This window comes from Frankia tisae, from assembly GCF_025403405.1.
GTDB lineage: Bacteria > Actinomycetota > Actinomycetes > Frankiales > Frankiaceae > Frankia > Frankia tisai.
On record NZ_JANEZT010000034.1, the window covers coordinates 1 to 23,848 of the forward strand.

23 protein-coding genes are annotated in these 23,848 nt (G+C 70.8%); 7 read left to right on the forward strand and 16 right to left on the reverse strand.

Annotated features, from left to right (window positions below; genetic code table 11):
- Positions 1-4 precede the first annotated feature (4 nt).
- Positions 5-145, reverse strand: coding sequence for a hypothetical protein (locus tag NBZ85_RS05540; RefSeq protein WP_261561576.1), 141 nt, complete (start codon positions 143-145; stop codon positions 5-7).
- Here NBZ85_RS05540 and NBZ85_RS05545 point away from each other — a divergent pair.
- Together NBZ85_RS05545 and NBZ85_RS05550 are read left to right on the forward strand one after the other, a co-directional pair.
- On the forward strand, positions 144-1,250 hold the full coding sequence (locus NBZ85_RS05545; protein ID WP_261554146.1) for an LLM class flavin-dependent oxidoreductase: 1,107 nt from the start codon (positions 144-146) through the stop codon (positions 1,248-1,250). The two genes, NBZ85_RS05540 and NBZ85_RS05545, sit on opposite strands and share 2 nt — an antisense overlap.
- 369 nt (positions 1,251-1,619) lie before the next feature.
- Positions 1,620-2,009, forward strand: a complete 390-nt coding sequence (locus NBZ85_RS05550) for a nuclease-related domain-containing protein (RefSeq protein WP_438803060.1) — start codon at positions 1,620-1,622, stop codon at positions 2,007-2,009.
- 42 nt (positions 2,010-2,051) lie between these two features.
- Here the strand turns inward: NBZ85_RS05550 and NBZ85_RS05555 are convergent, their stop codons facing one another.
- From NBZ85_RS05555 to NBZ85_RS05575, 5 genes are all read right to left on the reverse strand, one after another.
- Positions 2,052-4,814, reverse strand: coding sequence for a ParA family protein (locus NBZ85_RS05555; RefSeq protein WP_261561577.1), 2,763 nt, complete (start codon positions 4,812-4,814; stop codon positions 2,052-2,054).
- A gap of 710 nt (positions 4,815-5,524) precedes the next feature.
- Complete coding sequence (locus NBZ85_RS05560; RefSeq protein WP_261554162.1) at positions 5,525-6,154, reverse strand: ATP-dependent Clp protease proteolytic subunit; 630 nt, start codon at positions 6,152-6,154, stop codon at positions 5,525-5,527.
- 68 nt (positions 6,155-6,222) lie between these two features.
- Positions 6,223-6,933: a ClpP family protease gene (locus tag NBZ85_RS05565; protein WP_261554143.1), complete on the reverse strand. Its 711-nt coding sequence runs from the start codon at positions 6,931-6,933 to the stop codon at positions 6,223-6,225.
- 139 nt (positions 6,934-7,072) lie between these two features.
- Positions 7,073-7,627, reverse strand: a complete 555-nt coding sequence (locus NBZ85_RS05570) for a MerR family transcriptional regulator (protein ID WP_261554142.1) — start codon at positions 7,625-7,627, stop codon at positions 7,073-7,075.
- Between the two features lie 378 nt (positions 7,628-8,005).
- The gene (locus NBZ85_RS05575; protein ID WP_041940731.1) at positions 8,006-8,440 is read right to left on the reverse strand and encodes a MerR family transcriptional regulator; all 435 of its coding nucleotides are present in this window, start codon (positions 8,438-8,440) and stop codon (positions 8,006-8,008) included.
- Between the two features lie 347 nt (positions 8,441-8,787).
- On the opposite strand from NBZ85_RS05575, the gene mce reads away from it, so the two are divergent.
- Positions 8,788-9,213 (forward strand): methylmalonyl-CoA epimerase, encoded by a 426-nt coding sequence (gene mce, locus NBZ85_RS05580; protein ID WP_261554141.1) that lies wholly within the window; start codon positions 8,788-8,790, stop codon positions 9,211-9,213.
- Positions 9,214-9,295: 82 nt separating this feature from the next.
- On the opposite strand, the gene NBZ85_RS05585 is transcribed toward mce, so the two are convergent.
- The 3 genes from NBZ85_RS05585 to NBZ85_RS05595 all read right to left on the reverse strand — a co-directional run bounded on the left by NBZ85_RS05585 (position 9,296) and on the right by NBZ85_RS05595 (position 12,901).
- Positions 9,296-9,757 carry an LppP/LprE family lipoprotein gene (locus tag NBZ85_RS05585; RefSeq protein WP_261554161.1) on the reverse strand — a complete coding sequence of 154 codons (462 nt, stop codon included), beginning with the start codon at positions 9,755-9,757 and terminating at the stop codon, positions 9,296-9,298.
- Positions 9,758-9,962: 205 nt separating this feature from the next.
- Positions 9,963-11,561 (reverse strand): aldehyde dehydrogenase family protein, encoded by a 1,599-nt coding sequence (locus NBZ85_RS05590; protein ID WP_261554160.1) that lies wholly within the window; start codon positions 11,559-11,561, stop codon positions 9,963-9,965.
- Positions 11,562-11,716: 155 nt separating this feature from the next.
- A complete protein-coding gene (locus NBZ85_RS05595; protein ID WP_261561578.1) occupies positions 11,717-12,901 on the reverse strand; it encodes a thiamine pyrophosphate-dependent enzyme in 1,185 nt (394 codons plus the stop codon).
- A gap of 450 nt (positions 12,902-13,351) precedes the next feature.
- On the opposite strand from NBZ85_RS05595, the gene NBZ85_RS05600 reads away from it, so the two are divergent.
- Both NBZ85_RS05600 and NBZ85_RS05605 read left to right on the forward strand, forming a co-directional pair.
- Complete coding sequence (locus NBZ85_RS05600) at positions 13,352-13,750, forward strand: protealysin inhibitor emfourin (RefSeq protein ID WP_261554139.1); 399 nt, start codon at positions 13,352-13,354, stop codon at positions 13,748-13,750.
- A 303-nt stretch (positions 13,751-14,053) separates the two neighbouring features.
- Positions 14,054-15,268: an RtcB family protein gene (locus NBZ85_RS05605; protein WP_261554138.1), complete on the forward strand. Its 1,215-nt coding sequence runs from the start codon at positions 14,054-14,056 to the stop codon at positions 15,266-15,268.
- 22 nt (positions 15,269-15,290) lie between these two features.
- Here the strand turns inward: NBZ85_RS05605 and NBZ85_RS05610 are convergent, their stop codons facing one another.
- The 6 genes from NBZ85_RS05610 to NBZ85_RS05635 all read right to left on the reverse strand — a co-directional run bounded on the left by NBZ85_RS05610 (position 15,291) and on the right by NBZ85_RS05635 (position 20,416).
- Complete coding sequence (locus tag NBZ85_RS05610) at positions 15,291-15,554, reverse strand: UBP-type zinc finger domain-containing protein (RefSeq protein ID WP_261554137.1); 264 nt, start codon at positions 15,552-15,554, stop codon at positions 15,291-15,293.
- 202 nt (positions 15,555-15,756) lie between these two features.
- Positions 15,757-16,500, reverse strand: coding sequence for a 2OG-Fe(II) oxygenase (locus tag NBZ85_RS05615; RefSeq protein WP_261554136.1), 744 nt, complete (start codon positions 16,498-16,500; stop codon positions 15,757-15,759).
- A 65-nt stretch (positions 16,501-16,565) separates the two neighbouring features.
- Positions 16,566-17,117, reverse strand: a complete 552-nt coding sequence (locus NBZ85_RS05620; protein WP_261561579.1) for a methylated-DNA--[protein]-cysteine S-methyltransferase — start codon at positions 17,115-17,117, stop codon at positions 16,566-16,568.
- A 52-nt stretch (positions 17,118-17,169) separates the two neighbouring features.
- The gene (locus NBZ85_RS05625) at positions 17,170-18,735 is read right to left on the reverse strand and encodes an AlkA N-terminal domain-containing protein (protein ID WP_261561580.1); all 1,566 of its coding nucleotides are present in this window, start codon (positions 18,733-18,735) and stop codon (positions 17,170-17,172) included.
- A 78-nt stretch (positions 18,736-18,813) separates the two neighbouring features.
- On the reverse strand, positions 18,814-19,476 hold the full coding sequence (locus NBZ85_RS05630; protein ID WP_261554134.1) for a GNAT family N-acetyltransferase: 663 nt from the start codon (positions 19,474-19,476) through the stop codon (positions 18,814-18,816).
- 10 nt (positions 19,477-19,486) lie between these two features.
- On the reverse strand, positions 19,487-20,416 hold the full coding sequence (locus NBZ85_RS05635; RefSeq protein ID WP_261554133.1) for an NAD-dependent protein deacetylase: 930 nt from the start codon (positions 20,414-20,416) through the stop codon (positions 19,487-19,489).
- A gap of 170 nt (positions 20,417-20,586) precedes the next feature.
- Between NBZ85_RS05635 and NBZ85_RS05640 the strand changes: the two genes are divergently transcribed.
- Positions 20,587-20,973, forward strand: a complete 387-nt coding sequence (locus tag NBZ85_RS05640; RefSeq protein WP_261554132.1) for a HypC/HybG/HupF family hydrogenase formation chaperone — start codon at positions 20,587-20,589, stop codon at positions 20,971-20,973.
- Positions 20,974-21,108: 135 nt separating this feature from the next.
- Complete coding sequence (locus tag NBZ85_RS05645) at positions 21,109-22,119, forward strand: hypothetical protein (RefSeq protein WP_261554131.1); 1,011 nt, start codon at positions 21,109-21,111, stop codon at positions 22,117-22,119.
- Positions 22,120-22,197: 78 nt separating this feature from the next.
- Here the strand turns inward: NBZ85_RS05645 and NBZ85_RS05650 are convergent, their stop codons facing one another.
- A complete protein-coding gene (locus NBZ85_RS05650; RefSeq protein WP_261561581.1) occupies positions 22,198-23,391 on the reverse strand; it encodes a YihY/virulence factor BrkB family protein in 1,194 nt (397 codons plus the stop codon).
- Positions 23,392-23,848: the final 457 nt, after the last annotated feature.

Consider the following 23,848-nt stretch of genomic DNA (forward strand, 5'->3'; position numbering starts at 1 on the left):
GCCCTCACCCCGGGTCCGCCGGCCGCACCTGCCCGCCGGCGAACCCACGCCGCCCCACCGGGCCGGTCGGGCGGACCACCCGCCCGAAGTCGGCCCGGGTTCCCTCAGCAGGCTGACCGGCGAACACCCAGCGGGGAGGCATCATGCGGTTCCTTGTCATCACCCTGATCGTCCATCGGCCGGATCCGGTCACCGGCGTCACCCCGTCGACCCGGGACCGGCTACACGAGGTGGTCGACAGCGCGGTGCTGGCCGAGGAGCTGGGTTTCGACGGGTTCGGCGTCGGTGAGCGGCACGAGCGGCCGTTCATCTCCTCCTCGCCGCCGGTCGTGCTCAGCCACCTCGCGGCGCGCACCTCGCGGATCCGGCTGTTCACCGCGGTGACGACCCTGAGCCTGCTCGACCCGGTACGCGCCTACGAGGACTACGCCACCCTCGACAACCTCTCCGACGGCCGGCTCGACCTGATCATCGGCAAGGGCAACGGCACGGCGCAGCGGGAACTGTTCGCCGTCACCCCCGAGGACCAGTGGGATCGCAACGCCGAGTCCTACGAGCTGTTCCGCCAGATCTGGCGGCAGGACACGATCACCGCGCAGCCACGCTACCGGCCCGCGCTGCACGAGGCCGAGGTCTGGCCACGCCCGTTCCAGCAGCCGATCCGGGTCTGGCACGGCAGCGCCACCAGCCGCGAATCGGTCGACCTCGCCGCCCGCTACGGCGACCCGCTGTTCTCCGCCAACGTCACCAACCCGATCGAACCGTATGCCGAGCTGGTCCACTACTACCGGCAGCGCTGGGCGGAGTACGGCCACGACCCGGCGCTGGCCACGGTCGGCGCCGGCACGGCCGGTTTCCACGTGGCGCGGCGCTCCCAGGACGCCATCGCCGCCTACGCGCCGGTGTTCGCCGGGCAGCTCGCCTTCCAACGTTCGATGGGCCTCGAGCCGGTGTTCCCGACGCTCGAGGACTTCGTCGAACGCAGCTCCGCGCTGATCGGCAGCCCCGAGCAGATCGTCGACAAGGTGCACCGCTACCACGAGCAGTTCGGCCACAGCGTGCTGCACCTGCACGCCGAGGCCGGTGGGTTGCCCGCCGCCGAGCACCGGGCGAGCCTGGAGCTGTTCCAGGCCGCGGTCGCCCCGGCGCTGCGCCGGGACCTCCCCGACCCGCCCTGGCCGTGGGCGCCGGTCCGGCCCGAGGCCGCCACTCCCGAGGCCGCCACTCCCGTGTCCGCGTCCGCGGACTGATCGGACACTGCGCCCACTCGCGCTACGGCGACATGTGGACACCGCGTTCGCCGGGGCGGGACGGCTGACCGCGTACCACGACGGCTCGTTCCCTGCGCGTGCGCTGGTCGGGACGATCGCCCGGGAATCACATCGCAACGTTCCGGGCGCGCGTTGCGTATATCGGTGGAAAGCAGGCCCGCCCGGCGATAGCGCCAAAGTGTCGCTGGCCGGGCTAACCGTCCGGACGACCTCGCGGGCAGTCCTCCCGGCCTGGCGATCCACGCGAAAGCCGCGGAGCTGACCCCGGATTCTGGCGCGCACTGGCCGACCGTCTGCTCCGGCGCCCTCGGCCGGAAGCGGAAAGCTGGCATACCGTTGCCGCGGGACGTGGATATCGATCACCTGCTGATCGGCTCGGGCGGCCTCTTCACCCTCAACACCAAGAACCACCGCGGCGCGCGAATATGGGTCGGCGACCGCGCGGCCACAGTAAACGGCGGCCGGCCCCACTGGTACGTCGAGAAGTCCCGGAAAGAAGCGAACCGCGCATCCGTGGCACTGAGCGGCGCCTGTGGTTTTCCCGTCGCCGTCGCCGGGGTGCTGGTCTTCGTCGAGGCGGACACCCTCGCCGTGGAGCCCTCGCTCAAGGACGTCTACGCGACGCACCACGACCTGATCGCCGACGCTTTCGACACGCTGACCGGAGTCTGGCAACCGGCGGACATCGAAGCGATCTACGCCTCGGCGCGCCGCCGGCGCACCTGGCACGACGCCTGACGCCGCGGCCGGGCGAAGTCGAGGATGACTCGATGCGTCTCCTCAGCCAGCGCTACCACGGCCTCGGGCTAGTTTCGCCATGGCGAGCACTCGTGGGCGCCCCGTTCCCCGGAAACCGAGCCCGTGACGGTAGATCTCCGGCATCCAAAACTGGTCATCCTCCCGAAAGAGAACTCCGTTGACCTCGAGTAGTCGCGCCTCGATCCCGCTAAGGCCAACGGTGGATAGATCCAGAGGCACCCTCTTCGCCTCCTCCGGAAGTCTGCGCATCCGTTCAAAGAGATCGCCGACGGGCGGGTTCTCCTGAGATATCGCACTGATCCTCTCGTCACTGCATACTGGAAGCGCTCGCCGCATGGCGTTGGGAGTGAGGAGCCGGTCGGGCCATCGCGTATCGGCGGTCCCGTCCTCGGCGGAGAGCCGTGCCGCCACCGAGAGAAATGAAACAATATCCCGCGCCTGAACTTGCAGCCGGAAGTCAGAGAGGGCCGCGAGGAACCATTCCTCCGACCGAGCCTCCCGGGACTTCTGCGTTCCCATCTTCTGCCCCCACACCGCGTACAACAGCTGGCTCAGCTTGCTTTCGTGTATTTCGCGCGCCCCGCCCTCCACCCCGGAGAACGCAGAAATTTCGGCGCGTTCGCATACCCAGGCCACCAGCCGCAGTGCCTCGACGCGATTCCATCGCAGTTCGTACTGGCGGTGGCGAGCCAAGAATTGATCGGTATTCTGTTGAATTGCACTGAACACGAGATCTCGCCGAATGAAGACAATGAGCCCCAGCGGACGGCCACGCAGGGATCGCAACCACTCGGTACACCCGACAAGCAGAGCACGCAACGCCCGTTGTTGCCGACCATCGCTACTGAACTCCTGGAAGAGGTCCTCCAGACCGTCCAGAACGAAGATCACATGATTGTTTCTGGCGAGACCCGTAAGCGTCATCTCCGCGTCGTCCGGAGTCGCGAGGAACCCTGCGGATCTCGCGAAGGTCGTAAGCCAGATCCGCCGCCAGGCGGCCTCATCCAGTTCCTCGACAAGCGCCGTAGTAATGAGTTCGCGCAGCTCCAGCAACGCGGCGGGCGACGAACCAGTCAATCGGTGGGCAGCAGCCGTCCGCACGTCTTCGACATCACGAGCGACGTCGTGTCCGAGATTCGTCGAAGTGAGGACGGGTACCAGATCTGCAGCAAGCTCAACATCGTTGACCCCTACCTCACTGGCGAACTCCAGCCAGGTCTGTCGTCTACATAGATGCAGGTGCGTGAATGTCTTTCCCGAACCCTTTGCCCCAACTACAACCTCGATGGGGGCCTCGGTCCGATGTGCGGATACCAGGTTCAGCAGCGGCTCGGTGGGAAGCAGCCTCTCCAATCCAGCCGCGGTCTCGGCATACGTGAGCCGTTCGGCGACGTCGCGCAGGTGCTCGCGCTGTAGGCGTAGGACACCGCTGGTCTGCGCGTCGTCTGCCGATCCGGATGGCGCGGGTAGGGGCCGTAGGCCGTCGACGAGCGGGATGAGGTGGGAATGCAGCTCGACCTCCGCAAGGAGGCCCGCGTTGTCGATCCAGCTCGCGGGAAGGGCAAGCAGACGCGGATCGAACGGGCTGGTGATCGGCTCGAAGTCGATCTCCCGATCCACCGATCCCGTCGACTCGTCCTCACCCTCACCCTCACTGCCGAGGGACGCCGCCACAGTCGCAGCCAGACCATCCTGCAGATCCTTCACCGCCGCACCGACCCGCTCCGAATGATCCTTCTCCAGGAACTGGGTGATAACGACCTGGCACGGTGGATCTGCGGGTCGTTGAGATGGCGCCCGTCGCGCTATCTCTCGCAAGATGAGCCGGGTTCCCTGTAGCGACTGGTCGCTCATCGTCGTGACGAGAACACGTGACACTCTGGCGTCCAGGAGAACGGGCGAGTTCAGCTCACTCGCACCCGCTCTCAGATCGATCAGAACGGTGTCGGCATCGACGCTGTGAGCGAGCTCGGCGATGGCTTCGGTAAGGAAATACGGCGAACGGTCCTCGGTCAGGAGGTCAACCGGCTCGATGACCGGCGGACCGAACCGGCCGCGGTTCCGACGCGCCGGCATCACCACTATGCCTTCCAACTGCTGGTTCAGCAGCGATCTCCGGCCGAGGGCCATGACCTCTCGCCGGTTGTCCTCGTCCGTCACGCCATGCAGCAGCGCAAGGAAGTCCTCGAAGGAGAAGTCGATCCGTGTCCCCTGAGCTTCGAGCATCCATGTGATTCCCGGCGCTTCCAGATCCGCGTCAATCAACAGGACGTTACGTTTACCGGCGGTGCGGGAGGGGCGGATGGCCAACTCTCGCGCGAGCGCGAGACAGTGCAGCGTACGACCGACACCGCCTTTGAACGAGTGGAACGCGCAAATCTCCACGTCGTCGCGGAACTTTTCGTCAGCCGGCTGCGGCAGCCTTTCGGCTACCTGGCGCACGACCCGCCTTTCCGCCCAATGCGGTCGCCGTAGGTGTTTGGCCGGCTCCACCGCGGAGCGCACCTCAACAGGGAACGAGCGCCCCGCGCCTTCGGCATCGAGCAGAATCGCCTCGCCATCGGGATCAACGGTCAGCGGGCCCAGCGCAGCCTTCAGCCATTCCCACAGATCGGTCTCGGCAGTTCCCTCGGCCACCGTGAACTCCACACCGTCCCAGAACGCGCTCACCTCGAACAGCCAGTCAGGCCAGTGACCGTGCACCGCCAACATGATGAAGTGCTCGTCCACATCCACCCAGGTATAGAGGTGGTCCGGGGTCGGGATCGCCCCGATGGACGTCACAGCCCGTGCTCCTTCCGACACCATTCACTCAGAGCCCAGAGGGACGACAGCACCCGCTTCTCGTCCTCCTCGTGGAGTGCAGCGCCATACCTCCAGGCTTCGTGGAGTTCCTGGTGTTGCACCCGCTGCTCGCGAGGCCACCTCCGCCGACAGGAGGACAACCCAGCCAGACCATCCCTGATACGAAGCTCCTTGGCAAGCTCTCGGAGATTGTGCGTACGTAGATAGTCCGGTAGGGCGCTAGTGCCACGAGCCCCGATTCCTCGTTTTCCGAGGTATGCGGCCTTCAGCCCGCATTCGACACTGTAGAAGCCAAGTAGATGGGCCGCCGAGCTATCTTCCCACGTCTCCTCCCTGGACCGCACCGCCGTACCACGCAGTGACGCACACGACCTCTTCAGTTCCCCCACGGAGACATCGACAGACACGCCGGAGATGATACGCCTTGCTCCTCTCGCAAGTTCCGTCTGGGCCAGACAACATCCGTTGGCCGGGGATCCTGTACTCCACCCGCCAGGTGACTCCGATAACTCTTCGGCTTCGACAGACCAAATTCGCAAGCTGAGTGAGATCGGTCGAGGACGGACGTCGAAATCCGCGCGCTGGCTCCGCAGCTGGGTACGTACGAACGGCGGCGCTGGCCGGTTTACCTCGGGGAGCACTCGGTGATCCGGCCGGGGTCCACTGGCGGCCGGATCACCGGGGTGGGGTCAGGCCACGCCGGCCACCGGGCGCGCGGTCGTCGACTTGCGGCTGGCGATGACGTCGTCGATGAGGCCGTAGTCGCGGGCCTCCTCGGCGCTGAAGATCTTGTCGCGCTCGGTGTCGCGACGGATCTCCGTCTCGCTGTGGCCGGTGTGCCGGGCCAGCAGGGTCTCCTGCAGGGCGCGTATCCGCAGGATCTCGCGGGCCTGGATCTCCAGGTCGCTGGACTGGCCCTCCCCCTGCGCCGACGGCTGGTGGATGAGGATGCGGCTGTGGGCCAGGGCGAAGCGCTTGCCCGGGGTCCCCGCCGCCAGCAGCACCGCCGCCGCCGACGCCGCCTGACCCATGCAGATCGTCGAGATGTCCGGCCGCACGAACTGCATCGTGTCGTAGATCGCCGTCAGCGACGTGAACGACCCACCCGGCGAGTTGATGTAGATCGAGATGTCCCGGTCCGGATCCTCCGACTCCAGGAACAGCAGCTGCGCCATCACGTCGTTCGCCGACACGTCGTCGATCTGAACGCCGAGGAAGACGATCCGCTCCTTGAGCAGCTTCGAGTACGGGTCCATCGAGTACTCGCCGCGCGACGTCCGCTCCACGATGTTGGGCAGGACGTGGCGGGCGGTCGGCATGTGGCGGGCGTTCGGCAGATGCTGGGCGTTCGGCGCGCCGAGGCCGGCGTGGACCGGCCAGCCGGCGTTCACCGGGCACTCCCGGCGGGGCCGAAGCCGGTGCGGCCGGCCGCGCGGCGCGGGCCGAGAGCGGCGCCGCCGACGCCGCTGGGCACCTGATCGACCCGTTCGACAACGTGGTCGACCAGGCCGTAGTCGCGGGCCTCCTCGGCGGTGAACCACCGGTCGCGGTCGGAGTCGGCTTCGATCTGCTCGACGGTCTGCCCGCTGTGGAAGGCGATGCGCTGCTGCAGCGTCCGCTTCGTGTACAGCATCTGCTCGGCCTGGATGGAGATGTCGGCGGCGGTGCCCCCGATCCCTCCCGACGGCTGATGCATCATGATCCGCGCGTGGGGGAGGGCGTAACGCTTGCCCGCGGCGCCGGCGCAGAGCAGGAACTGGCCCATGGAGCCGGCGAAGCCGAGGGCGACGGTGGCCACGTCGTTGCCGACGTACTGCATCGTGTCGTAGATCGCCATGCCGGCGCTCACCGAACCACCGGGCGAGTTGATGTAGAGGTAGATGTCGGAGATCGGGTCCTCGGCGGCGAGCAGCAGCAGCTTCGCGCTGATCGCGTTGGCGACGGCGTCCTCCACCACGGCGCCGAGGAAGACGATGCGGTTCTCCAGCAGCCGGCCGAACACCTGGTCGTCGGCGGTGCCGGCGGTGCCGGCCTGGGCGGCGGGGCGACGGGGCCGGCCACCGCCGGGCCCCGCGTGCGTCGCCGATATGTCGATCATGAGACGTGTCCTCCCGCCGGCCGGGTCGGGACTCGTCGCGTTCGACGAAGGGCCGGCCCCTCCAGAGTCACCGGGAAAGACGCTCCTGTACCGACGATCTGCCGGCAGCAGATCTGCTCAGGGCAGACAGGCCGCGACGTTAGTGCTCGTCGCCGCCGAACGGGTCATCGAGGAAGTCGAGGATGGAGTCGTCCAGGTCGGGCCAACCGCCGACGGCCGGCCGGGTGGAGCCATGCCCGGATCCGTCCGCGTCGGCGTCGCCTCGCAGCGACCGGGCCGTGTCGTCACGCAGACCGATCATGAAATCCTCGGCGAGGCGCACCTGTTCCTGCAGCGAGGCGAGCTTCTCCTCGGCCAGGCTGACCCAGGTCTGCAGCCGGTCCTGAAGCTCGGCGCGCAGCTGCGGAGACAGCCCCGGCTGGGCCATCCGCTCACGCAGTGTGAGCAGTGAACGCATCTCCTCCACCGTGAAACCCAACGGCTTCATCTTCTTGATCAGAAAGAATCGATCGAGGGCGTCATCGTCATAGAGCGGGAAACCGCCCGGCGAGCGACCCACGGCGACGAGAAGGCCCGCTTCCTCGTAGAACCTGGCGGTACGCAGGGACAAGGTCACCAGGATGGCGACGTCACCGATCTCGTAGCGCCCGTCGCGGGCGTCGGCGGAAGACCTGGCGCTGCTGGTTGTGGACAATTCAACCCTTATCAGGTGAGCTTGGCGGCTGGTGTTCAGAGATCTAGCGTCTACGCGTCGGCTATCCGCGGCTACACAAAAGCGGTAAAGATCTGGTAATCGCTGACCGGCGGCGGGTCCACCACGAATCCGACTACTCGCGGGTCCCTGCGGGCACTCCCTCGACCGGGACCGGGACGGGACGGCGACGCGGGTCGGCGAGCCTTCCGAAGCGGTCGGAACCGAGCCCACAGGGGACACGCCAGGGCCCGCTTCGTCACCTCGCGTAATCTTCAGGCCCGGCGGACCGATGCGCCCCACGCGGCTACCGTAGCCGGTGACCTGGCACTATGTGTCAACGCTCAACAGCCGCCGATCGGACGGTGGACTAACGATGCGTTATGCCGATCGGTCCGCGTCGCCGTGCAGACCGATAACGAAGTCCTCGGCGACGCCGGCCTGCTGACGCAGGGTGGCGAGCTTCTCCTCGGCCAGCACGACCCAGGTACGCAACAGCTCGCGCAGCTCGGCGCGGCGGGCGTCGGAAATCTTCGGATCGGACAGCTCGTCGCGGACCGACAGCAGCGAGCGCATCTCCTCGAGGGTGAATCCGAGGGATTTCATCTTCTTGATGACGAGCAAGCGGTCGACGGCCTCGTCGCCATAAAGACGGAAACCGCCGGGGGTACGGCCGGCGGTGGTGAGCAGCCCGGCCTCCTCGTAGTACCGGACCGTGCGCAACGAGAGCCCGACCCGCTCGGCCACCTCACCTATCTGATACGTGGTTCCGCGGGCCGCGCGGAGCGCGGATGGATCGCGACGCGTCGTGGACAAGGTGACCCTAACGTTCGTGGCTCGACGCCGGGAGTATGGCTGATAACAGACGACTCTACGACGTTCCGGACAGCAAGCCGATACGGGTCGCTTCGGATCACCGTGCGCCCCCGGACGACCCCCGACCCGGTCCGCGCAGGCGCCGCGCACCCCGACCGGGCCGCCGGCCGCCGGACCGCCCCGGGCACCACCGCGACCGCCGTCACCTGCGCCATCTGCCCGCATCGGTCGACGCGAGGGTCACGAACGGGCAATGTCTGTGTCGAGGCCCAGCCCGGAGGCCGCTCGTCGCGGGCACCATCATCGGCAGGATCCGGCCGCCCGGCCGGCGGAACGAGGAGAGCGTTGTGCTGACCAGGATCGATCACGTCGGGATCGCGGTGGCTTCGCTGGCCGAGGCGATTCCGCGCTACGAGGAGGCGTTCGGCCTGAAGGTCGTGCATCAGGAGGACAACGACCGGCAGGGCGTGCGCGAGGCGATGCTGCTGGTACACGGCGGCGAGGCCGGCAACTCCTACGTCCAGCTGCTCGAGCCGCTACGCGAGGACAGCCCGGTGGGGAAGTTCCTGGCCAAGCGGGGCCCGGGCATCCACCACATCGCCTACGGCGTGGCTGACATCGACAGCGCCCTGGCCGCGCTGACCACCACCGGTTTCGATCTGGTCAACAAGACCCCGGTGCACGGCACCGCCGGCAGCCGGATCGCCTTCGTCCACCCCAAGGGGCTCGGCGGAGTGCTCACCGAACTGGTCGAGGCCGCCGAGGGCCACTGAACACCGACCCGTCAGGGCGTCGCGGCCCGTGCCGGGCGCGGGGCCCCCGCGTCCGGCACGGCCGGGATGACCGCCGAACTGGTCAGCGGCGGCTCGCCGAGGCGGAGGAGGTGGCGCTCGGGATCGGGTCGAGCGGCGTCACCGAGGAGCCGTTCCACTGGTAGCGGACCGTGGCCCCGCCGGCGGTCGGGCAGCACATCGGATCGCCCGGCTTGTAGAGGTCGTACTGCAGGGCCACCACCCGGTCGGTGGACCAGATCCAGCGGATCGTCGCGCTCGCCTGAGCCGAGTCCCGGCCGACGAGGGCCCCGCGGTGGAAGAAGAACGCCCGCTGTGGGTGCCCGTCCACGGAGGTCGAGCGCAGCCCGACGATCACACTGAGGCCGCTGTTCTGGTCGTAGCCGCCCAGTGAGATCGGCGTGTAGCCGGCGGCGCGTACGACCGATGACGCCTTTGCGACGCTGAGCGCGGGCGCGCCCACCGCGCTCGACGCCGCCGAGGCGACGCCGGTAAGTCCTCCTACCAGGATGAGTGCACCGATCATCACCGAAACGGCAATTCTGCGACGTAGAGTCATGAGAACCCCCAGGTTCCGTGTTGACCCGACCACGCTAGATGCCCTCTTCGACGCCCGCCGCCCGGGCAGGGCCTATGGGCGGTATGTCGCCCGGTTCGACCGCAATCGGCACCCGACAATCAGCACTCGGCCGCCGGTACTCGGCCACCGGCGGGCTGTCGCGGGACGCGGGTCAGCGGTCGGAGGGGGTGGCCGAGGCGCGGCCGTGGCGGCGGCGGGCGGCCCAGCCGACCGCGGCGAGCAGCCCGGGCGGGCGTTGGAAGGCGGCCAGCGTGGTGCCGGGCAGCGGCAGGCGCAGCGTGGCCACCGAGCGGGGACGGGCGAACTCGCGCAGCCCCTCGGCGCCGTGCACCCGGCCGAAGCCGCTTTCGCCGCTGCCCCCGAAGGGCAGGGCGGGTATCCCGGCGAAGGAGAGCACAGCGTTGACCGACACCATGCCGGCGTCGAGTCGACGGGCGATCTCGTCGCCGCGGCGGCGGGAGAACACCGTGGCCCCCAGCGCGTACGGGGTACCGTTGGCAAGGGCGACGGCCTCGTCGACGTCGGCGACGACACGCACGGTGACGACGGGACCGAAGGTCTCCTCCTGCACAGCAGGGCTGTCCTCAGGGACGTCGACGAGGACGATCGGGGAGATGAACGTCTCGCCCACCGCGTCGACTCCGCCGAGCAGGGCCGTCGCGCCGCGGGCCAGCGCGTCGCAGACGTGGCGGCGCACGACGGTGGCCTGGCCCGGCGTCGTCATCGCGCCATAGGGGGCGTCCGGCTCGCCACCCGGCCGCACCCCGGTCAGGACCCGGCGGAGCTCGGCGAGGAACGGCTCGGCGATCGCCGTGGTGACGTAGATCCGTTCGACGCCGGCGCAGGTCTGCCCGGCGTTCGACATCGCCCCCCAGGCAGCCGCGCGGGCGGCGGCGACCACGTCGGCGTCGTCGGCGACAATGCACGGGTCCTTGCCGCCGCACTCGATGACGACCGGGGTCAGCGACTGCGCGCAGGCCGCCATCACCTTGCGGCCGCTGGCCGGGGAACCGGTGAAAGCGATCTTGTCGGCGCCGGCGGCGCAGAGCGCGGCGCCGGTGGCACCGAACCCGGTGACCACGCCCAGCACCCCGGCGGGGGCGGCCGGGTTCGCGGCGGCGAAGGACGACACCAGCCGGCTGCCCAGCGCCGGGGTGTACTCGCTGGGCTTGAACACCACCGGGTTGCCGGCGGCGAGGGCGTACGCGATCGAGCCGACCGGGGTCAGCAGCGGGTAGTTCCACGGCCCGATCACCCCGACGACGCCGAGGGGGCGATACTCCACCCGGGCGGTGTGATTGGCCAGGAACGGGCCGGGAAGTACCCGACGCGTGCGCAGCACGCGGGCGGCGTTGCGGGCCGCCCAGCGGATGTGTTCGAGGGTGAGCAGCAGTTCGATGCGGGCGTCGGCGGCGGACTTGCCGTTCTCCGCGTGGAGCAGCTCGACAAGCTCGCCGTCGTGGCGAACGAGGTGGGCGGCCCAGCGCAGCAGGTGCTCGCGGCGCCCGGCGGCACCGAGCCCGGCCCACCAGGGTGCCGCGGCGCGGGCGGCCACCACCGCGGCCGCAACCTGCTGCGGTGAGGACACCGGAAACCGACCCACGACCGCGCCGGTGACCGGATTCGCGGAGACGAACGTCGACCCGAGCGCGTCCCCGAACGCGTCGGTCGCATCAGCCTCAGCGCCCGGGGGCGCATCGGCACCGGGGGGAGGAGTCCAGGGGTCGCTCGTGGCCGGCTGGCCAGGCACCGCAGCCGTCTCCGTCCCGGAGGCAGCCGCCTGGCCTGGCGACGTCGTCGTCGCAGCCTGCTGCACCGCACGCCCCTCGATGGTCGTCGCGGATCCCTCCTCCTGCAAGCCCCCGGGGAAAGCATAGGTCGCGCCCGCACCGAGGTCGACCGTGGCTACAGGAAGGAGTCCCGGTAGGCGGTGAACCATTCTCGCTGAGTCCGCTGGTCGACCGTCTCGTCCACGGAGACGTTGCCGAACATGGTGACCGCGGGCGGCGGGTCCAGGGCGAGGCAGTCGCGGCGCAGGTCGGCCGCGGCGTCGTCGGCGTGCTCGCGGACCTCGTCGAACCAGCCGGCGGCCACGTCGGCGGCCAGCAGCAGCCGAAGTCGGTCGATGGGGTCCCGCGCCCGCCAGATCGCGAGCTCCGCGGCCGGCTGGTACCGGGTTGCATCGTCCGAGGTGGTGTGGGGCGCCATCCGGTAGGTGTTGGCCTCGATGAGAACCGGGCCGCCGCCACCGCGAGCATGCTCGAGTGCCCAGGTGGTGACCGCGTGCATGGCGAGCACGTCGTTGCCGTCGACGCGCACGCCCGGGAAGCCGAACCCGTCGGCGCGCCGCGCCAGCTGCATCGCCGACTGCCGCCGGGTCGGGGTGGAGATCGCCCACTGGTTGTTCTGGCAGAGGAACACCACCGGCGCGCCGAAGCTCGCCGCCCAGACGAACGCCTCGTTGGCGTCGCCCTGGCTCATCGCGCCGTCGCCGAGGTAGACCAGCACGGCGCCGTCGCGGTCCGGATCGCCGGTGCCGGCCGCGCCGTCGAACACCATGCCCATTCCGTAGCCGACGGCATGCAGGGTCTGCGAGGCCAGGACGATCGCATAGTTGGCCATGTGGTGCTTCGCCGCATCCCAGCCGTCGTGGCTCACCCCGCGCAGCAGGCGGATGACCTCGGCGGCCGGCACCCCCAGGTGCCAGGCGACGGCGTGCTCGCGGTAGCTGGGGAAGACGAAGTCGTGCGCCCTGATCGCCGCCGCGGAACCGACCTGCGCCGCCTCCTGCCCGCGCAGCGGGATCCACAGCACCAGTTCACCCTGCCGCTGCAGGGCCGTGGCTTCCTCGTCCAGGCGGCGTGCCAGCACCATCGACGAGTAGAACGTCCGGCACAGGTCGTGGTCGGCGAGGGCGACGAAGCGCGGGTCGGTGACCCGGGTGCCGTCCGGAGCGAGCAGGCGCACGCCGGAGTCGGCCGGCTCCGGCGGCGGGATCGACATCGCCGGTGGTACGGCGGCCGCCGGAACCGGTCCCGGTGGCCGCACCGGCCGCTCCGCAATCAACTCCGGCCCGCGTACGACATTCATGGCGAGTACCTCTCCCCCACCGGAAGATCGCAGGACGTCCTACGATCGGAAACCATCGAAAAAGAGCCGTATACCGGTAAGACAGTACGCGGTCCGGGATCGACGGGAACGCCGGATCACCTCACTTCATTCACGCGGTACTCCTACCCCCACCGACCGCCCGGGATTCCAAGGACGTCCGACGATCGGAAACCATCGAGCGGTAAACGGCTCGGTTGTGAACCCACCCGAAACTCAAGCGCCGTTACAACTCACACAGGTAAGGGGAATATTTCGGCCGGAACCCGACCGGCCCCGGAGCCGGATCCTGATACCCGTTCCACAACTATCCGCCCAGAGCTGACCCGACCGGTCGGTAACGCGGCGCTCGCCGCCGGTGGACACATGGGGCCGGTCCGATGGGCACCCGGCGCGGGGCGGCCCCGGCCCGACCCGGCGCACAATGGCGCCATGGCAGGCGAGGCGGGACGCGTCCGGGTGGTGTTGGAACGATCCGGCGGGCTGCTGGGACGGTCGGTCCGGCGAGGGCTGGACAGCGCCGACCTGCCCGAGTCGGAGGCCGTCCGGCTGCGCGCGCTGGCCCGCGAGGCGGTCGCACCGGCCGGCGGGCCGGACCGGCGGGCCGGGGGCGCCGCGCCGCAGGGTGGGCCGGTCGAAGGTGAGCGGGTCAAGGGCGCGGACCGGTTCGTCTACACCCTCGAGGTCGACTACACCCCGGCAGCCGACCAGCCGGGCAAGCACGCCGTGCGGACCTTCTCCGAGCCGGTCCCGGAAGAACTCGGCCCGCTGCTGGCCCTGCTGCGGGCCGCTCCCCTCCTGCCGGCCCGCGGCCGCGACGCGCCACGCTGACCCGCACTGATCCACGCCGCCCCGCACCAAGGCGGAAAATCATTCGCCGGGCGGTCGTGAACCGGGCATCCTGAACGGGCGGAGCGGCATGGAAGCCGAAGCATGAATTCTCCCCGACCGGGCTTCGGTGCCGATGAAGCCACCCGGGCCGGCTTGTTCCCGAGCTTCCGGTGACGAGGAACCTTCGGCGCGAACCCCTGATTCGGGCCGCCCGCAGGAATCCGGGTGACCGGGTTGAATGCGTTCGGCCGGCAAGAGGTTAATAGCGAGACCCCGCCCCCCGTCGAGGGAAGGAACCAACCGATGAGCCCCGTCGCGACGCTCGACGCAGCGGCGCACCCGATCTGGCTGTGGACCCGGCCCGAGGAGGTCGAAAGCGCCGCGCTGGACCAGCTGCGCAATGTCGCGTCCCTGCCCTACATCCATCACCATGTCGCGGTGATGCCCGACGTGCACCTTGGCTACGGCGCCACGGTCGGCTCCGTGATCGCCCTGCGTGATGCCGTCTCCCCCGCCGCCGTCGGGGTCGACATCGGCTGCGGGATGGCCGCGGCGCGGACCAACCTCACCGCGGCCGACCTGCCCGACGACCTGGGTCCGCTGCGGGCCGCGCTGGAGGCGGCCGTCCCGGTCGGGATGACCGGCCACCGGGAGCCAACCGCGCGGGCCCGGCGCCAGGACGACCTGTGGAGCACCTACGACGCGCTGCATCCCCGCGTCGCCGGGCGGCTGGCGAAGGCGATGAACCAGCTGGGCACCCTCGGCTCGGGCAACCACTTCCTCGAGGTATGCCTGGACACCGACGACGCCGTCTGGATCATGTTGCACTCCGGTTCGCGCAACGTCGGCAAGGAGCTCGCCGAGGGCCACATCCGCGTCGCCAAGCAGCTCGAGCACAACGCCGGCCTGGCCGACCGCGACCTCGCCGTGTTCCTCGCCGGCACCCCCGAGATGAGCGCCTACCGCCACGACCTGCACTGGGCGCAGACGTACGCGCGGCGCAACCGGGACCTGATGCTCGCCGCGGCCGTCGAGGCGCTGCGCGGACCGCTGCCCGGGTTGCGGGTGCCCGTCCCACCGGCCGACGGCCCGCACGCCGGCGACCGCGACTTCGCCCTCGTGAACTGCCACCACAACTACGTCGCCGAGGAACACCACTTCGGCGCCGATGTGCTCGTCACCCGCAAGGGCGCCATCTCCGCCCGGGAGGGCGAATACGGCATCATCCCCGGTTCGATGGGAACAAGGTCCTACCTGGTGCGCGGGCGGGGAAACCCCGACTCGTTCCATTCCGCCAGCCACGGCGCCGGCCGCACGATGAGCCGCAACCGGGCGCGGCGGACGTTCACCGTCGACGACCTCGCCGCCCAGACCCGCGGGGTCGAATGCCGCAAGGACGCCGGTGTCCTCGACGAGATCCCCGCGGCGTACAAGGACATCGACACCGTCCTCGCCCGCCAGAGCGACCTCGTCGAGATCGTCGCCCAACTGCACGCCGTGCTCTGCGTGAAGGGCTGATGGTCCTGACCGTGGCGACGGGTCAGACGTAGGCCTCGTCGACGTAGCACCAGCGCCAGTCCTCGCCCGGTTCGAAGGAGCGGACGATCGGGTGGTTGTGCCCGGCGGCATGAGCGCTGGCGTGCCGGGACGGCGAGGAGTCGCAGCAGCCGACGTTGCCGCAGGTCAGGCAGAGGCGCAGGTGGACCCAGCGGCCGCCGGAGCGCAGGCATTCGCCGCAGCCCTCCGGCGTGGCCGGCTCGACGTCGCGGATCGCGGACAGGTGTGGATCCTGGGTGGTGGTCATCGGCCGCTGGCGATCCTCTCCGAGGCGGCGCAGACGCGGATGCGGGTGCGCCTGGTCAGCCTGTCACTGATAGCTGTGCCCCGTCCGGCCCCCTCTCACGTCGGTGTCCGGGCAGCCTGTCTCGGCCCACCCGGGAGATGGGCCGAACCGGGGATGGGCGGATGGCCCTGCCGGTGCCTCGTGCAGCGCCGGCGGGGTCCGATCAGGCTGCGTCGTGGAAGATCAGTCCAAGAGTGTGACGCTCGCCTGTTCGGACGGTGCTGACTCCGTGCCGCATGGGCGAGGCGGACCAGCCTCGCGCCGAAGGAGTCGGCCGGTCCCGGGTGGTAAAGATCAGGGCATGGCCCCTTGGGAGGATGTGGGCGCTGCCCCGGGACTGGGCTCGCATCCTCTGCTCGACGAGCAGGAACTCGCCGCCGGTGTAGTCCACGCCGGGGGCGTCAAGGCCGATCACGATCTGGAGTGGGAAAACCAGCTCGCCGTAAAGGTCGCGGTGCAGCGCGTTCCAGTCGCCCGCCCGGTATCGCAGGAGCAGCGGCGTGGGCAGGCGCTGCCCAGCACGATGGCAGTCGGCCAGCCACGCGTCGAGGGTGTCCGGCCACGGTGCGGCCCGGCCCAGCCGGGCGGCCCACAGCCGGGCGACGGGTAGCAGAAATGGATAGAACGCGGCGCGCAGGGCACGGACTGGCGGGGGAAGAGGATCGCCGAAGTAGCGGTACTCCCCGGACCCGAGTCGGTGACGGCCCATGTCCACGGTGGACCGGAAGCGCTTGTCGTCGCCGTAGAGCTCGGCGATCTCCTGGCACTGCGCCACGGTGAGTAGCGGGCCGGTCAGGGCGCAGCCGATCGCGTCCAGCTCCGCGGCGAGCGCGGACCAGTCCATCGCTCGCACGTACTCCCCGACGTCCACCCCCGCCGCACCCGCCAGTTCGGCCGAGGCCGTCACCCTGCCCACTCCATCCGGCCCATCCAGACTGTCCGGGACCGCCCCCGATCGGACTGGGCCGGCCGTCACCCGCGGCTCCTGCCCGTGGCTGTCGGCGCGGTCTCGAGGTCCAGCGTCGGCGCCAGCGCGCCTTCATGGCGCAGCAGGAACTCCTTGCGGGGCAGGCCCGCGGCGAACCCGCGCAGCGCCCCATCGGCCCCGATGACCCGGTGGCACGGGCGCACCAGCAGCAGGGGATTGGCGCCGACGGCCGTGCCGACGGCGCGGACGTCACGGCGATCGGCCCCGATCCGGTCGGCGAGCTGGCCGTAGCTGACGGTGGTGCCGTAGGGAATGGACTCCAGCGCCTCCCACACCCGCTCCTGGAACTCGGTCCCCCGGGCGCGCAGGGGCAGGGTGAAGGCGCGCCGCTCGCCGGCAAAGTATTCGGCGATCTGCCGGGCGGCCTCGGTGAACGGCTGCTCAGCCCGCCGCCACTGCGGCGCGATCGCCGGGGCGCCGCGCTGCTGCGGCATGGACAGCGAGGCCAGGGCGAGCCCCCCGAGCGCCTGGTCCGACGCGGCGCCCACCAACAGCAGGTCTCCCACTGGGCTGGTCAGCGTCATGTACACGATCATTGGCTCATATCCTTTCTGTTCATGCCCATCGGGGCTGGTTCCATCTGCATGGTCATGCCGGGCGGCGCGCCGTGTGCAGCGGGGCGACCTCGGCTCGGGCCGTCTCGGCGGGGGCGGCCGTCTCGGCCCGCGGCGCTGCCGTGATCCACAGGTGGTGCGCCGCGTAGGACCGCCACGGCGCCCAGGCCGCCTCCGCGGTCGTGGCGACACTCGAGGCGAGATCGTGGCGGCGCAGTGCGGCCCGCAGGGCGGCGTCGCCCGCGGGAAGCACGTCCGGGTCGCCGAGCCCGCGCATCCGGATGTAGCCGGCGGTCCAGCGCCCGATGCCCCGCACGGTCAGCAGCGACCGTTCGGCCTCGGCGCGATCGACGCCCGCGTCGAGCTCGACGTCGCCGGCGGCGAGGGCGGCGGCGAGCGCGCGCACCGTCTCCCGGCGGGCCGCGGGCATGCCCAGCTCGTGCAGAGACGCGTCGGCGAGCGTGTCGGCGCCGGGGAACAGCAGGGTGAGCCCTCCACTCGGGGTGGGTAGCGGTTCGCCGTATGCGGCGAGCAGGGTCTCACCCAGGCGCCGCCCGGCGGGCACCGAGACATGCTGGCCGAGCACCGCCCGCACGGCCAGCTCGTGCGCGTCGGTGGCCCCCGGGGCGCGCAGGCCCGGGTGGCGGGCCACCAGGGGCGCCAGGACCGGATCGGCCCCGAGCCGCTCGGCGACCGCCCGTGGGTCGGCGTCCAGGTCGAACAGCCGCCGCACCCGGCTGACCGCGGCGGTCAGATCGCGCAGGTCGCTCAGGGACAGGCGGCACTCCAGCCAGCCGGCGTCGTCGGCGCCTTGGCGCTCGGCCACCTCCGCGATGCCGTGTCCGCGGGTGAGCCGCAGCGTCCGCCGGTAGGTCCGCCGGCCGCGATCGCCGACGACCTCCTCGGCTCCGCGCAGCGCCCGGCGGGCCAGATAGTCGAACATCTCGCCCGCCGCGTACGGCCGGCGGTAGCCCAGCCGGACCACCAGCCCGCCCGGGCCGGCGGGTCCGCCCTCCCCCCTGCCGGGGGAGGCGGAGCGCGCCGACCGTGGTCCACGAAGGTCACTCGGCGTCGCCGCGTAGACCGCTCGGATGGTGTCGTTGAACTGGCGGACGCTCGCGAAGCCGGCGGCGAAGGCCACCTCGGTGGCGGGCAGGGCGCTCGCCTGCAGCAGCAGCCGAGCGGTGTGCGCACGCTGCGCCCGGGCCAGGGCGAGCGGGCCGGCCCCCACCTCGGCGGTCAGGTGCCGTTGGAGCTGGCGGGCGCTGTAGCCCAGCCGGGCGGCGAGGCCGACCACGCCTTCCCGGTCGACGACACCGTCGCCGATCAGGCGCATCGCCCGGCCGACCACGTCGGCGCGGACGTTCCACTCGGCGGAGCCGGGCACCGCGTCCGGGCGGCACCGCCGGCAGGCCCGGAAGCCGGCGCCGTGCGCCGCCGCGGCCGTCGGGAAGAACCGGACGTTCGCCCGCTTCGGGGTCACCGCCGGGCAGCTCGGCCGGCAGTAGATGCCCGTGGAGGTGACGGCGACGTAGAAGGCGCCGTCGAATCGGGCGTCCCGGCTGGCCACCGCCTCGTATCGGCCCTCGTCCGTCCGCATGCCCCCACTCTCGGTGCGATCGCCCCCGGATGCTGGCGGGAATCGGACGTCGGGTCAGCGGGCCGGATCGGCGCAGCCTCAGACGAGCGGCTTGCGCAGGACGACGAAGTACAGGTCGGGCCGCAGCGGGCGGCCGAACCGCTCGTCGGCGTAGGGGAACGGTCGCGTCGCCGTGGTCGGGAGATATCCCTTGCGGCGGTACCAGTCGATGAGTTCGGTCCGCTGGGCGATGACCTGCATCTCCATCCACGCCGCCGACCAGGCGGTGACGGCGTGCCGTTCGGCGAGTCGCAGCAACGCCCCGCCCAGACCGGCCCCCTGCCGGGTGGGGCTGACGGCGAACATGCCGAAGTAGGCCCCCACCGCGGCGGTGATCCCCGCGCCGGTCAATCCCTCGACCCCGCCTGCCTGGGCCACCAGCTCACCCGTCCGGACCATGCCGGCTTCGCCATGCGCCGACGGCTCGATCCGACGTTCCACGTGGCAGCAGCCCACGAGGAGACCGGGAGGATGCTCCGCGAGCAGGACTCTCCCGTGGGGGCCCGTCAGGGTGGCGCGGACCTCCTCGACATCCGTGCGATGGCCGCCGAGCAGATCCGCCTCGGTGGTCCACCCCGCCCGGCTGGACTCCCCTCGGTACGCGGATTCGACCAGAGCGACGATCGCCGCCGCTTCGGCGGCGCTGTCGGTGGCGGGACGGAACGCCACGTTCGCGGGCTGGGGGCGGGAGACCGATCGCATTGCCCCATCCTCACAGCCCGGCGGGCGAATCCCCCGTCAGGGCGAGGGACGCCACGGTCCGTGACGGTCCGAGCGTCCGCTCGCCGCGGGTGACGACGGCGGCCAACCGGGGCAGCAGCGTTCCGAGCGGAGCATCGACACGCACCATCGCCCGGCTATCCCCGCGGGTGGACCCCTGGTTGACGATCGCGACCGGAATACCGAGTTCCGCCGCTCGCAGAACGAATCGATATCCCGACATCACGGTCAGCGACGATCCGAGGATCATCAACGCGCGGGCGCCCTCGACCAGGTCGAACGCCTGCGCCACGCGGGGCCGCGGCACGGTCGCGCCGAAGAACACCACGTCCGGCTCCAGGTGATCACCGCCGCAGCCGCGGCAGGCGACCATGACGAACTGGGCGACCGCCTCCTCCGAAAGGGTGACGTCACCGTCCGGGTTGGTGGGGGCCCCGGATATGCGGAAGCCCGGGTTCGCCGCGCTCAGCCGCTCGTCGAGGTCGCGGCGCGGACTCACCTCCCCGCAGTCGACGCACACCACACGGGACAGGCTTCCATGCAGATCGATCACCTGACGGGAACCGGCGCGCTGGTGCAGCTCGTCGACGTTCTGGGTGACGATGCCGGTGACCAGCCCCGCCTGTTCCAGCCGGGCCACCGCGCGGTGGCCCTCGTTCGGCTCGGCCCGGGCGACCTGCCGCCAGCCGGCGTGGCTGCGGGCCCAGTAGCGGTGGCGGGCGCCCGGCTCCTTGGTGAACTGCTGGTAGGTCATCGGGGTGTGGCGGCGCAGAGCCCCGTTCGGACCCCGATAGTCCGGGATGCCGGAGTCGGTCGAGATGCCCGCCCCGCTCACGACGGCGACACCGCCGGCCGCGACGAGGGCGCACAGCCGGTCGAACGCCTCGCCGTCGTTGGTCGCGTTTACTCCCACCTCTCCCATGCTGCCCGATCGCGCGGCCGCGGACCCCTTCAGACGCTGGAGTGGCCCGTTCGGCCGAGCAGACCCGGGCGTCGGCTCCGACCCCGATCACCTCAATCCGCGTCGACTGGTGACCTCCGAACGCGGGTCGTACCGTTGCGCCGGGTAGACCTGTATCGAGGTGATGACCCATGAACGACCAGGTCAGAAGCATCAGTACGCCGCTGCGTCGAACGCTGGACGCCCCCAGCGCCGCCCCGGCCTCCCCTGGACGGCGCAGGCCACGCATCCCCGAAGTGGGCGACGACGCCACCCGTTCGGGACCCGAACGGCTCTCGGCGTGGGAGGCCGCACGGGCCGCCGCCCATCCGGGCCCCGAAGCACCCGTCTGTGGTGCGGCCGGGCAGGTCGCCGGGCCGGGAGAGACGATCGAGGCCGAGATCATCCGGTGCCTGCCGGGCTCGGTCGCACTTGTCCGGACACCCGCCGGCACGGAGGAGATCGGTCTCGCCCTCGTCCAGGCACACATCGGCGACACGGTGCTGGTCCATGCCGGGGAGGCGATCACCGTTCTTTGACGTCCTCCCCGCCTGAGCGGGGGATTCCCACTCCTACCCGCCCAGTGCAGGAGCGGGCGACCGGTGTCGAGATTCGCGGTTCGTGGGCTGGGCCGGGCGCGACGCGTGGTCCGCCCGCGAGTGAAAGGGCTAACGATGAGAACGGTTCAGGCACCACTCGACCGGGCGGTGGCAATCGCCGACGCGACGATCTACCGGTGCGATCCGGATCAGCGCGCGCGGTCCGGCGCAGGCCGGCCGAGCGGGCTCGCCGGGGTGCTGACCCCGGTGGCGTACGCCGCGCGCCATCCGGATGAGCGGGCGCACGTCCACGCGGAATTCCTGTTGGCGGCCGACCTCGACGCCGTGCTGACCACGCGGGTGCGCTGGCTGCAGATCACCACGAGGGAACAGCAGGTCCTCCGGCCGGGTGGTGCCGGCGGCGGGGCAGCGCTCGACGCCGACCCCGACGACCAGGCCGAGTTTCTGCCGCACGAGGTCGACGAGGCCGTGGCGGTCACGGACCTGCTGGCGGTGCGCCCCCAGCCGATGGCGCCTTCCCCAAGCGGAGAATGGCCGCGCGGCTGGCTGCCGCATCTGAGTGCCCCCCGACCGGACCCCTGGGAGCCGGCCGGCGCGGCGGCGGGCGGGTCGGGCTCCACCCGGTCGGGGGCCCACACGGTCCAGCTCAGTGCGCCGTCCGGACGCCGGGTGCGGACGGTGGATCACGGTGGCGGCGCGGCACCGACCAGGATCACCTGGGACAGCTGGTCCGCCCGGGCGGAGCTGCGGCTCAGCGCCGGGCTGTATCCCGGTCCGCACTCACTGCTGCGGCTGCGCGCGGAGGTGGTCAACACCTCCAGTTGGCCCTCTCAGGCCGACGAGGCCGGGGAGTGGATCCCGGCGGGCTGGACCGCCCGAGCCCCCCGCCGGCGGGCGCTGCGCCACGCGTTGATCGCGGTCCACGTGGTCCTCGGGACGGATCGGGGTCGGTTCGTCTCCTTGACCGCGCCGCCCGACTGGGCCAGGGATGCGGCGCGGGACTGCGTCAACGACGGCTTGTGGCCGGCGGTGGTCGGCGGTCCCGCCGACCCCACCGCCGTGCTGATCGCGCCGGTCCGGATCCCGGACGATCGGCAACCTCCGCCATTCCGTTCCGAAGCGTGAGGGGACCGTCCGGGGGCATACGCACATCCGTCCGGAGCCTGCGCCGCGATCCGGCATCAAGCCCGGAGCCCGGAGCCGTTACGGCCGCGAACCCGGATCCGCCACGGGGGCGGGGTCACGATCAACGCCGGTGGCAGGATCACCGCCCAGGTCGGAGGACCGATCACGGCTCATGTCGGTGACGGGATCACAGTCCGCGGCGGGGGCCGGATCACGATTCGCGGCGGGGGGCGTCGAGGGTGGCGGGTCGCTCGTCGGCGACTGCTGGCTGGGCAGATCGGTGAAGGTGACGTCCACCTGCTGGAAGCTTTTGAACTGCTCCGCCTTGGCGTAGGAGGTGTAGGCCCGCCGGTCGGATTCAGTGAGCTCGACGTCGTCGGTGAACGGGGTCAGCAGCGCCCGCGGGAAGAGCCGGCCCGCCCGCACCGCGTTGATCTCCATGGCGAGGACCACGACGACGGCGAGGAAGTACAGCCAGGTCATCAGACCGAGAACGAGCCCGAACAGTCCGTAGACCTGGGTGGAACCCTTGAGCTGGTGGGCAATGTAGTAGCCGCCCAGCGTCTGCACGAGCTGCCAGCCCAACGCCGCGAACACCGCCCCGGGCAGGTTCTCCCGCACCCGGACGGACCGGGCGGTCAGGACCTTGAAGGCGACGAGGATCAGGCCGGCGTTGCCCGCCGTGGAGATCGCGACCGCGAGCACCTGGAACCCGGCGGCCAGTCGACCGAACGCCGACGCCCCGGTCGTGACACTGGAGAGCACCGTCGTCATCAGTACACCGAGGCCGAGCAGGCCGATGAGGCTGAGGCTGCGCAACCGGGCGAAGAACGGGTTCGGTCGGGACCGACGCGGCACCGCCCAGACGGTGTCCAGGGCGTTGCCGATGGCTCGGGCGACGCCGAGGCTGCCGGAGATGGCGCCGAGGACGCCGACGGCGACGGCGATCCCGCTGCCCTTGAGGGCCTGCACGTCGTCGCGGAGCTGGTCGCCGATGATCGGGAACTGGCTGAGCGTGGAGGTCACGACCTGCTCCTGCAGATCGTGATGGCCGTGCAGGACGAAGCCCAGCCCGGTCGTGAGCAGCAGCAACAGCGGGAACAGCGACAGGAAGGCATAGAAGGTGATCAGGGCGGCGAGGTAGCCGCCCTGATCATCGGCGAACTTGTAGATGACAGCGATGACAAAGCCGACCCCACGGTTACGTTGCTGGGCCCGGTCGATGCGGCCACCGAGCGCCATCCCGCGCCTCCCAAGGCCGTCCGCTGTCATGAGGGTCTCCCCCGTCGGGGTGGGTCGCATACCTGCCGGACTGCCGGTAATGCGCCTTGACCTGCTGGCAAGGCACCTCCCACCGCATCGCATCCGAATCGCCCCCGTGGCTGGCCCGCTCGGGTGACGTACCGGGCCGCGCGGCCGATCACCGCCCGCATCCCCGGTTCAGGCGGCGCCACCGGCGGTCCCGTCCGCCGGCTCATCATCGCGTTGACGGACGGGCTCCCATTGATCGATCACGGATTCGCGACGGTCCGCCGTCCGAAGGGAGCCCGCGGAGGCGACGAGGTCTCAGGGCGACGAGGTCTCAGGGGGATCGTTCCGGGGATAGGCGTGGGCCTGCTTCACCTCGTCGTCGTCCTGCTCCTGGCCGCTCCTGGCCGGGCCGGGCCCCGGGGCAGACCCGGTTGGGGCCGGCCCGGTCGGGGCAACGCTATCGCAGGGCGGTCACCTG

Excerpts from the sequence above, each read along its gene's own strand:
- NBZ85_RS05545 (WP_261554146.1), top strand. The coding sequence starts at position 144 with ATGCGGTTCCTTGTCATCACCCTGATCGTCCATCGGCCGGATCCGGTC.
- NBZ85_RS05540 (WP_261561576.1), bottom strand. The coding sequence starts at position 145 with ATGATGCCTCCCCGCTGGGTGTTCGCCGGTCAGCCTGCTGAGGGAACC.
- NBZ85_RS05560 (WP_261554162.1), bottom strand. The coding sequence starts at position 6,154 with ATGCCGACCGCCCGCCACGTCCTGCCCAACATCGTGGAGCGGACGTCG.
- NBZ85_RS05565 (WP_261554143.1), bottom strand. The coding sequence starts at position 6,933 with ATGATCGACATATCGGCGACGCACGCGGGGCCCGGCGGTGGCCGGCCC.
- NBZ85_RS05585 (WP_261554161.1), bottom strand. The coding sequence starts at position 9,757 with ATGATCGGTGCACTCATCCTGGTAGGAGGACTTACCGGCGTCGCCTCG.
- NBZ85_RS05595 (WP_261561578.1), bottom strand. The coding sequence starts at position 12,901 with ATGAATGTCGTACGCGGGCCGGAGTTGATTGCGGAGCGGCCGGTGCGG.
- NBZ85_RS05600 (WP_261554139.1), top strand. The coding sequence starts at position 13,352 with ATGGCAGGCGAGGCGGGACGCGTCCGGGTGGTGTTGGAACGATCCGGC.
- NBZ85_RS05605 (WP_261554138.1), top strand. The coding sequence starts at position 14,054 with ATGAGCCCCGTCGCGACGCTCGACGCAGCGGCGCACCCGATCTGGCTG.
- NBZ85_RS05610 (WP_261554137.1), bottom strand. The coding sequence starts at position 15,554 with ATGACCACCACCCAGGATCCACACCTGTCCGCGATCCGCGACGTCGAG.
- NBZ85_RS05620 (WP_261561579.1), bottom strand. The coding sequence starts at position 17,117 with ATGATCGTGTACATGACGCTGACCAGCCCAGTGGGAGACCTGCTGTTG.
- NBZ85_RS05625 (WP_261561580.1), bottom strand. The coding sequence starts at position 18,735 with ATGCGGACGGACGAGGGCCGATACGAGGCGGTGGCCAGCCGGGACGCC.
- NBZ85_RS05630 (WP_261554134.1), bottom strand. The coding sequence starts at position 19,476 with ATGCGATCGGTCTCCCGCCCCCAGCCCGCGAACGTGGCGTTCCGTCCC.
- NBZ85_RS05635 (WP_261554133.1), bottom strand. The coding sequence starts at position 20,416 with ATGGGAGAGGTGGGAGTAAACGCGACCAACGACGGCGAGGCGTTCGAC.
- NBZ85_RS05640 (WP_261554132.1), top strand. The coding sequence starts at position 20,587 with ATGAACGACCAGGTCAGAAGCATCAGTACGCCGCTGCGTCGAACGCTG.
- NBZ85_RS05645 (WP_261554131.1), top strand. The coding sequence starts at position 21,109 with ATGAGAACGGTTCAGGCACCACTCGACCGGGCGGTGGCAATCGCCGAC.
- NBZ85_RS05650 (WP_261561581.1), bottom strand. The coding sequence starts at position 23,391 with ATGACAGCGGACGGCCTTGGGAGGCGCGGGATGGCGCTCGGTGGCCGC.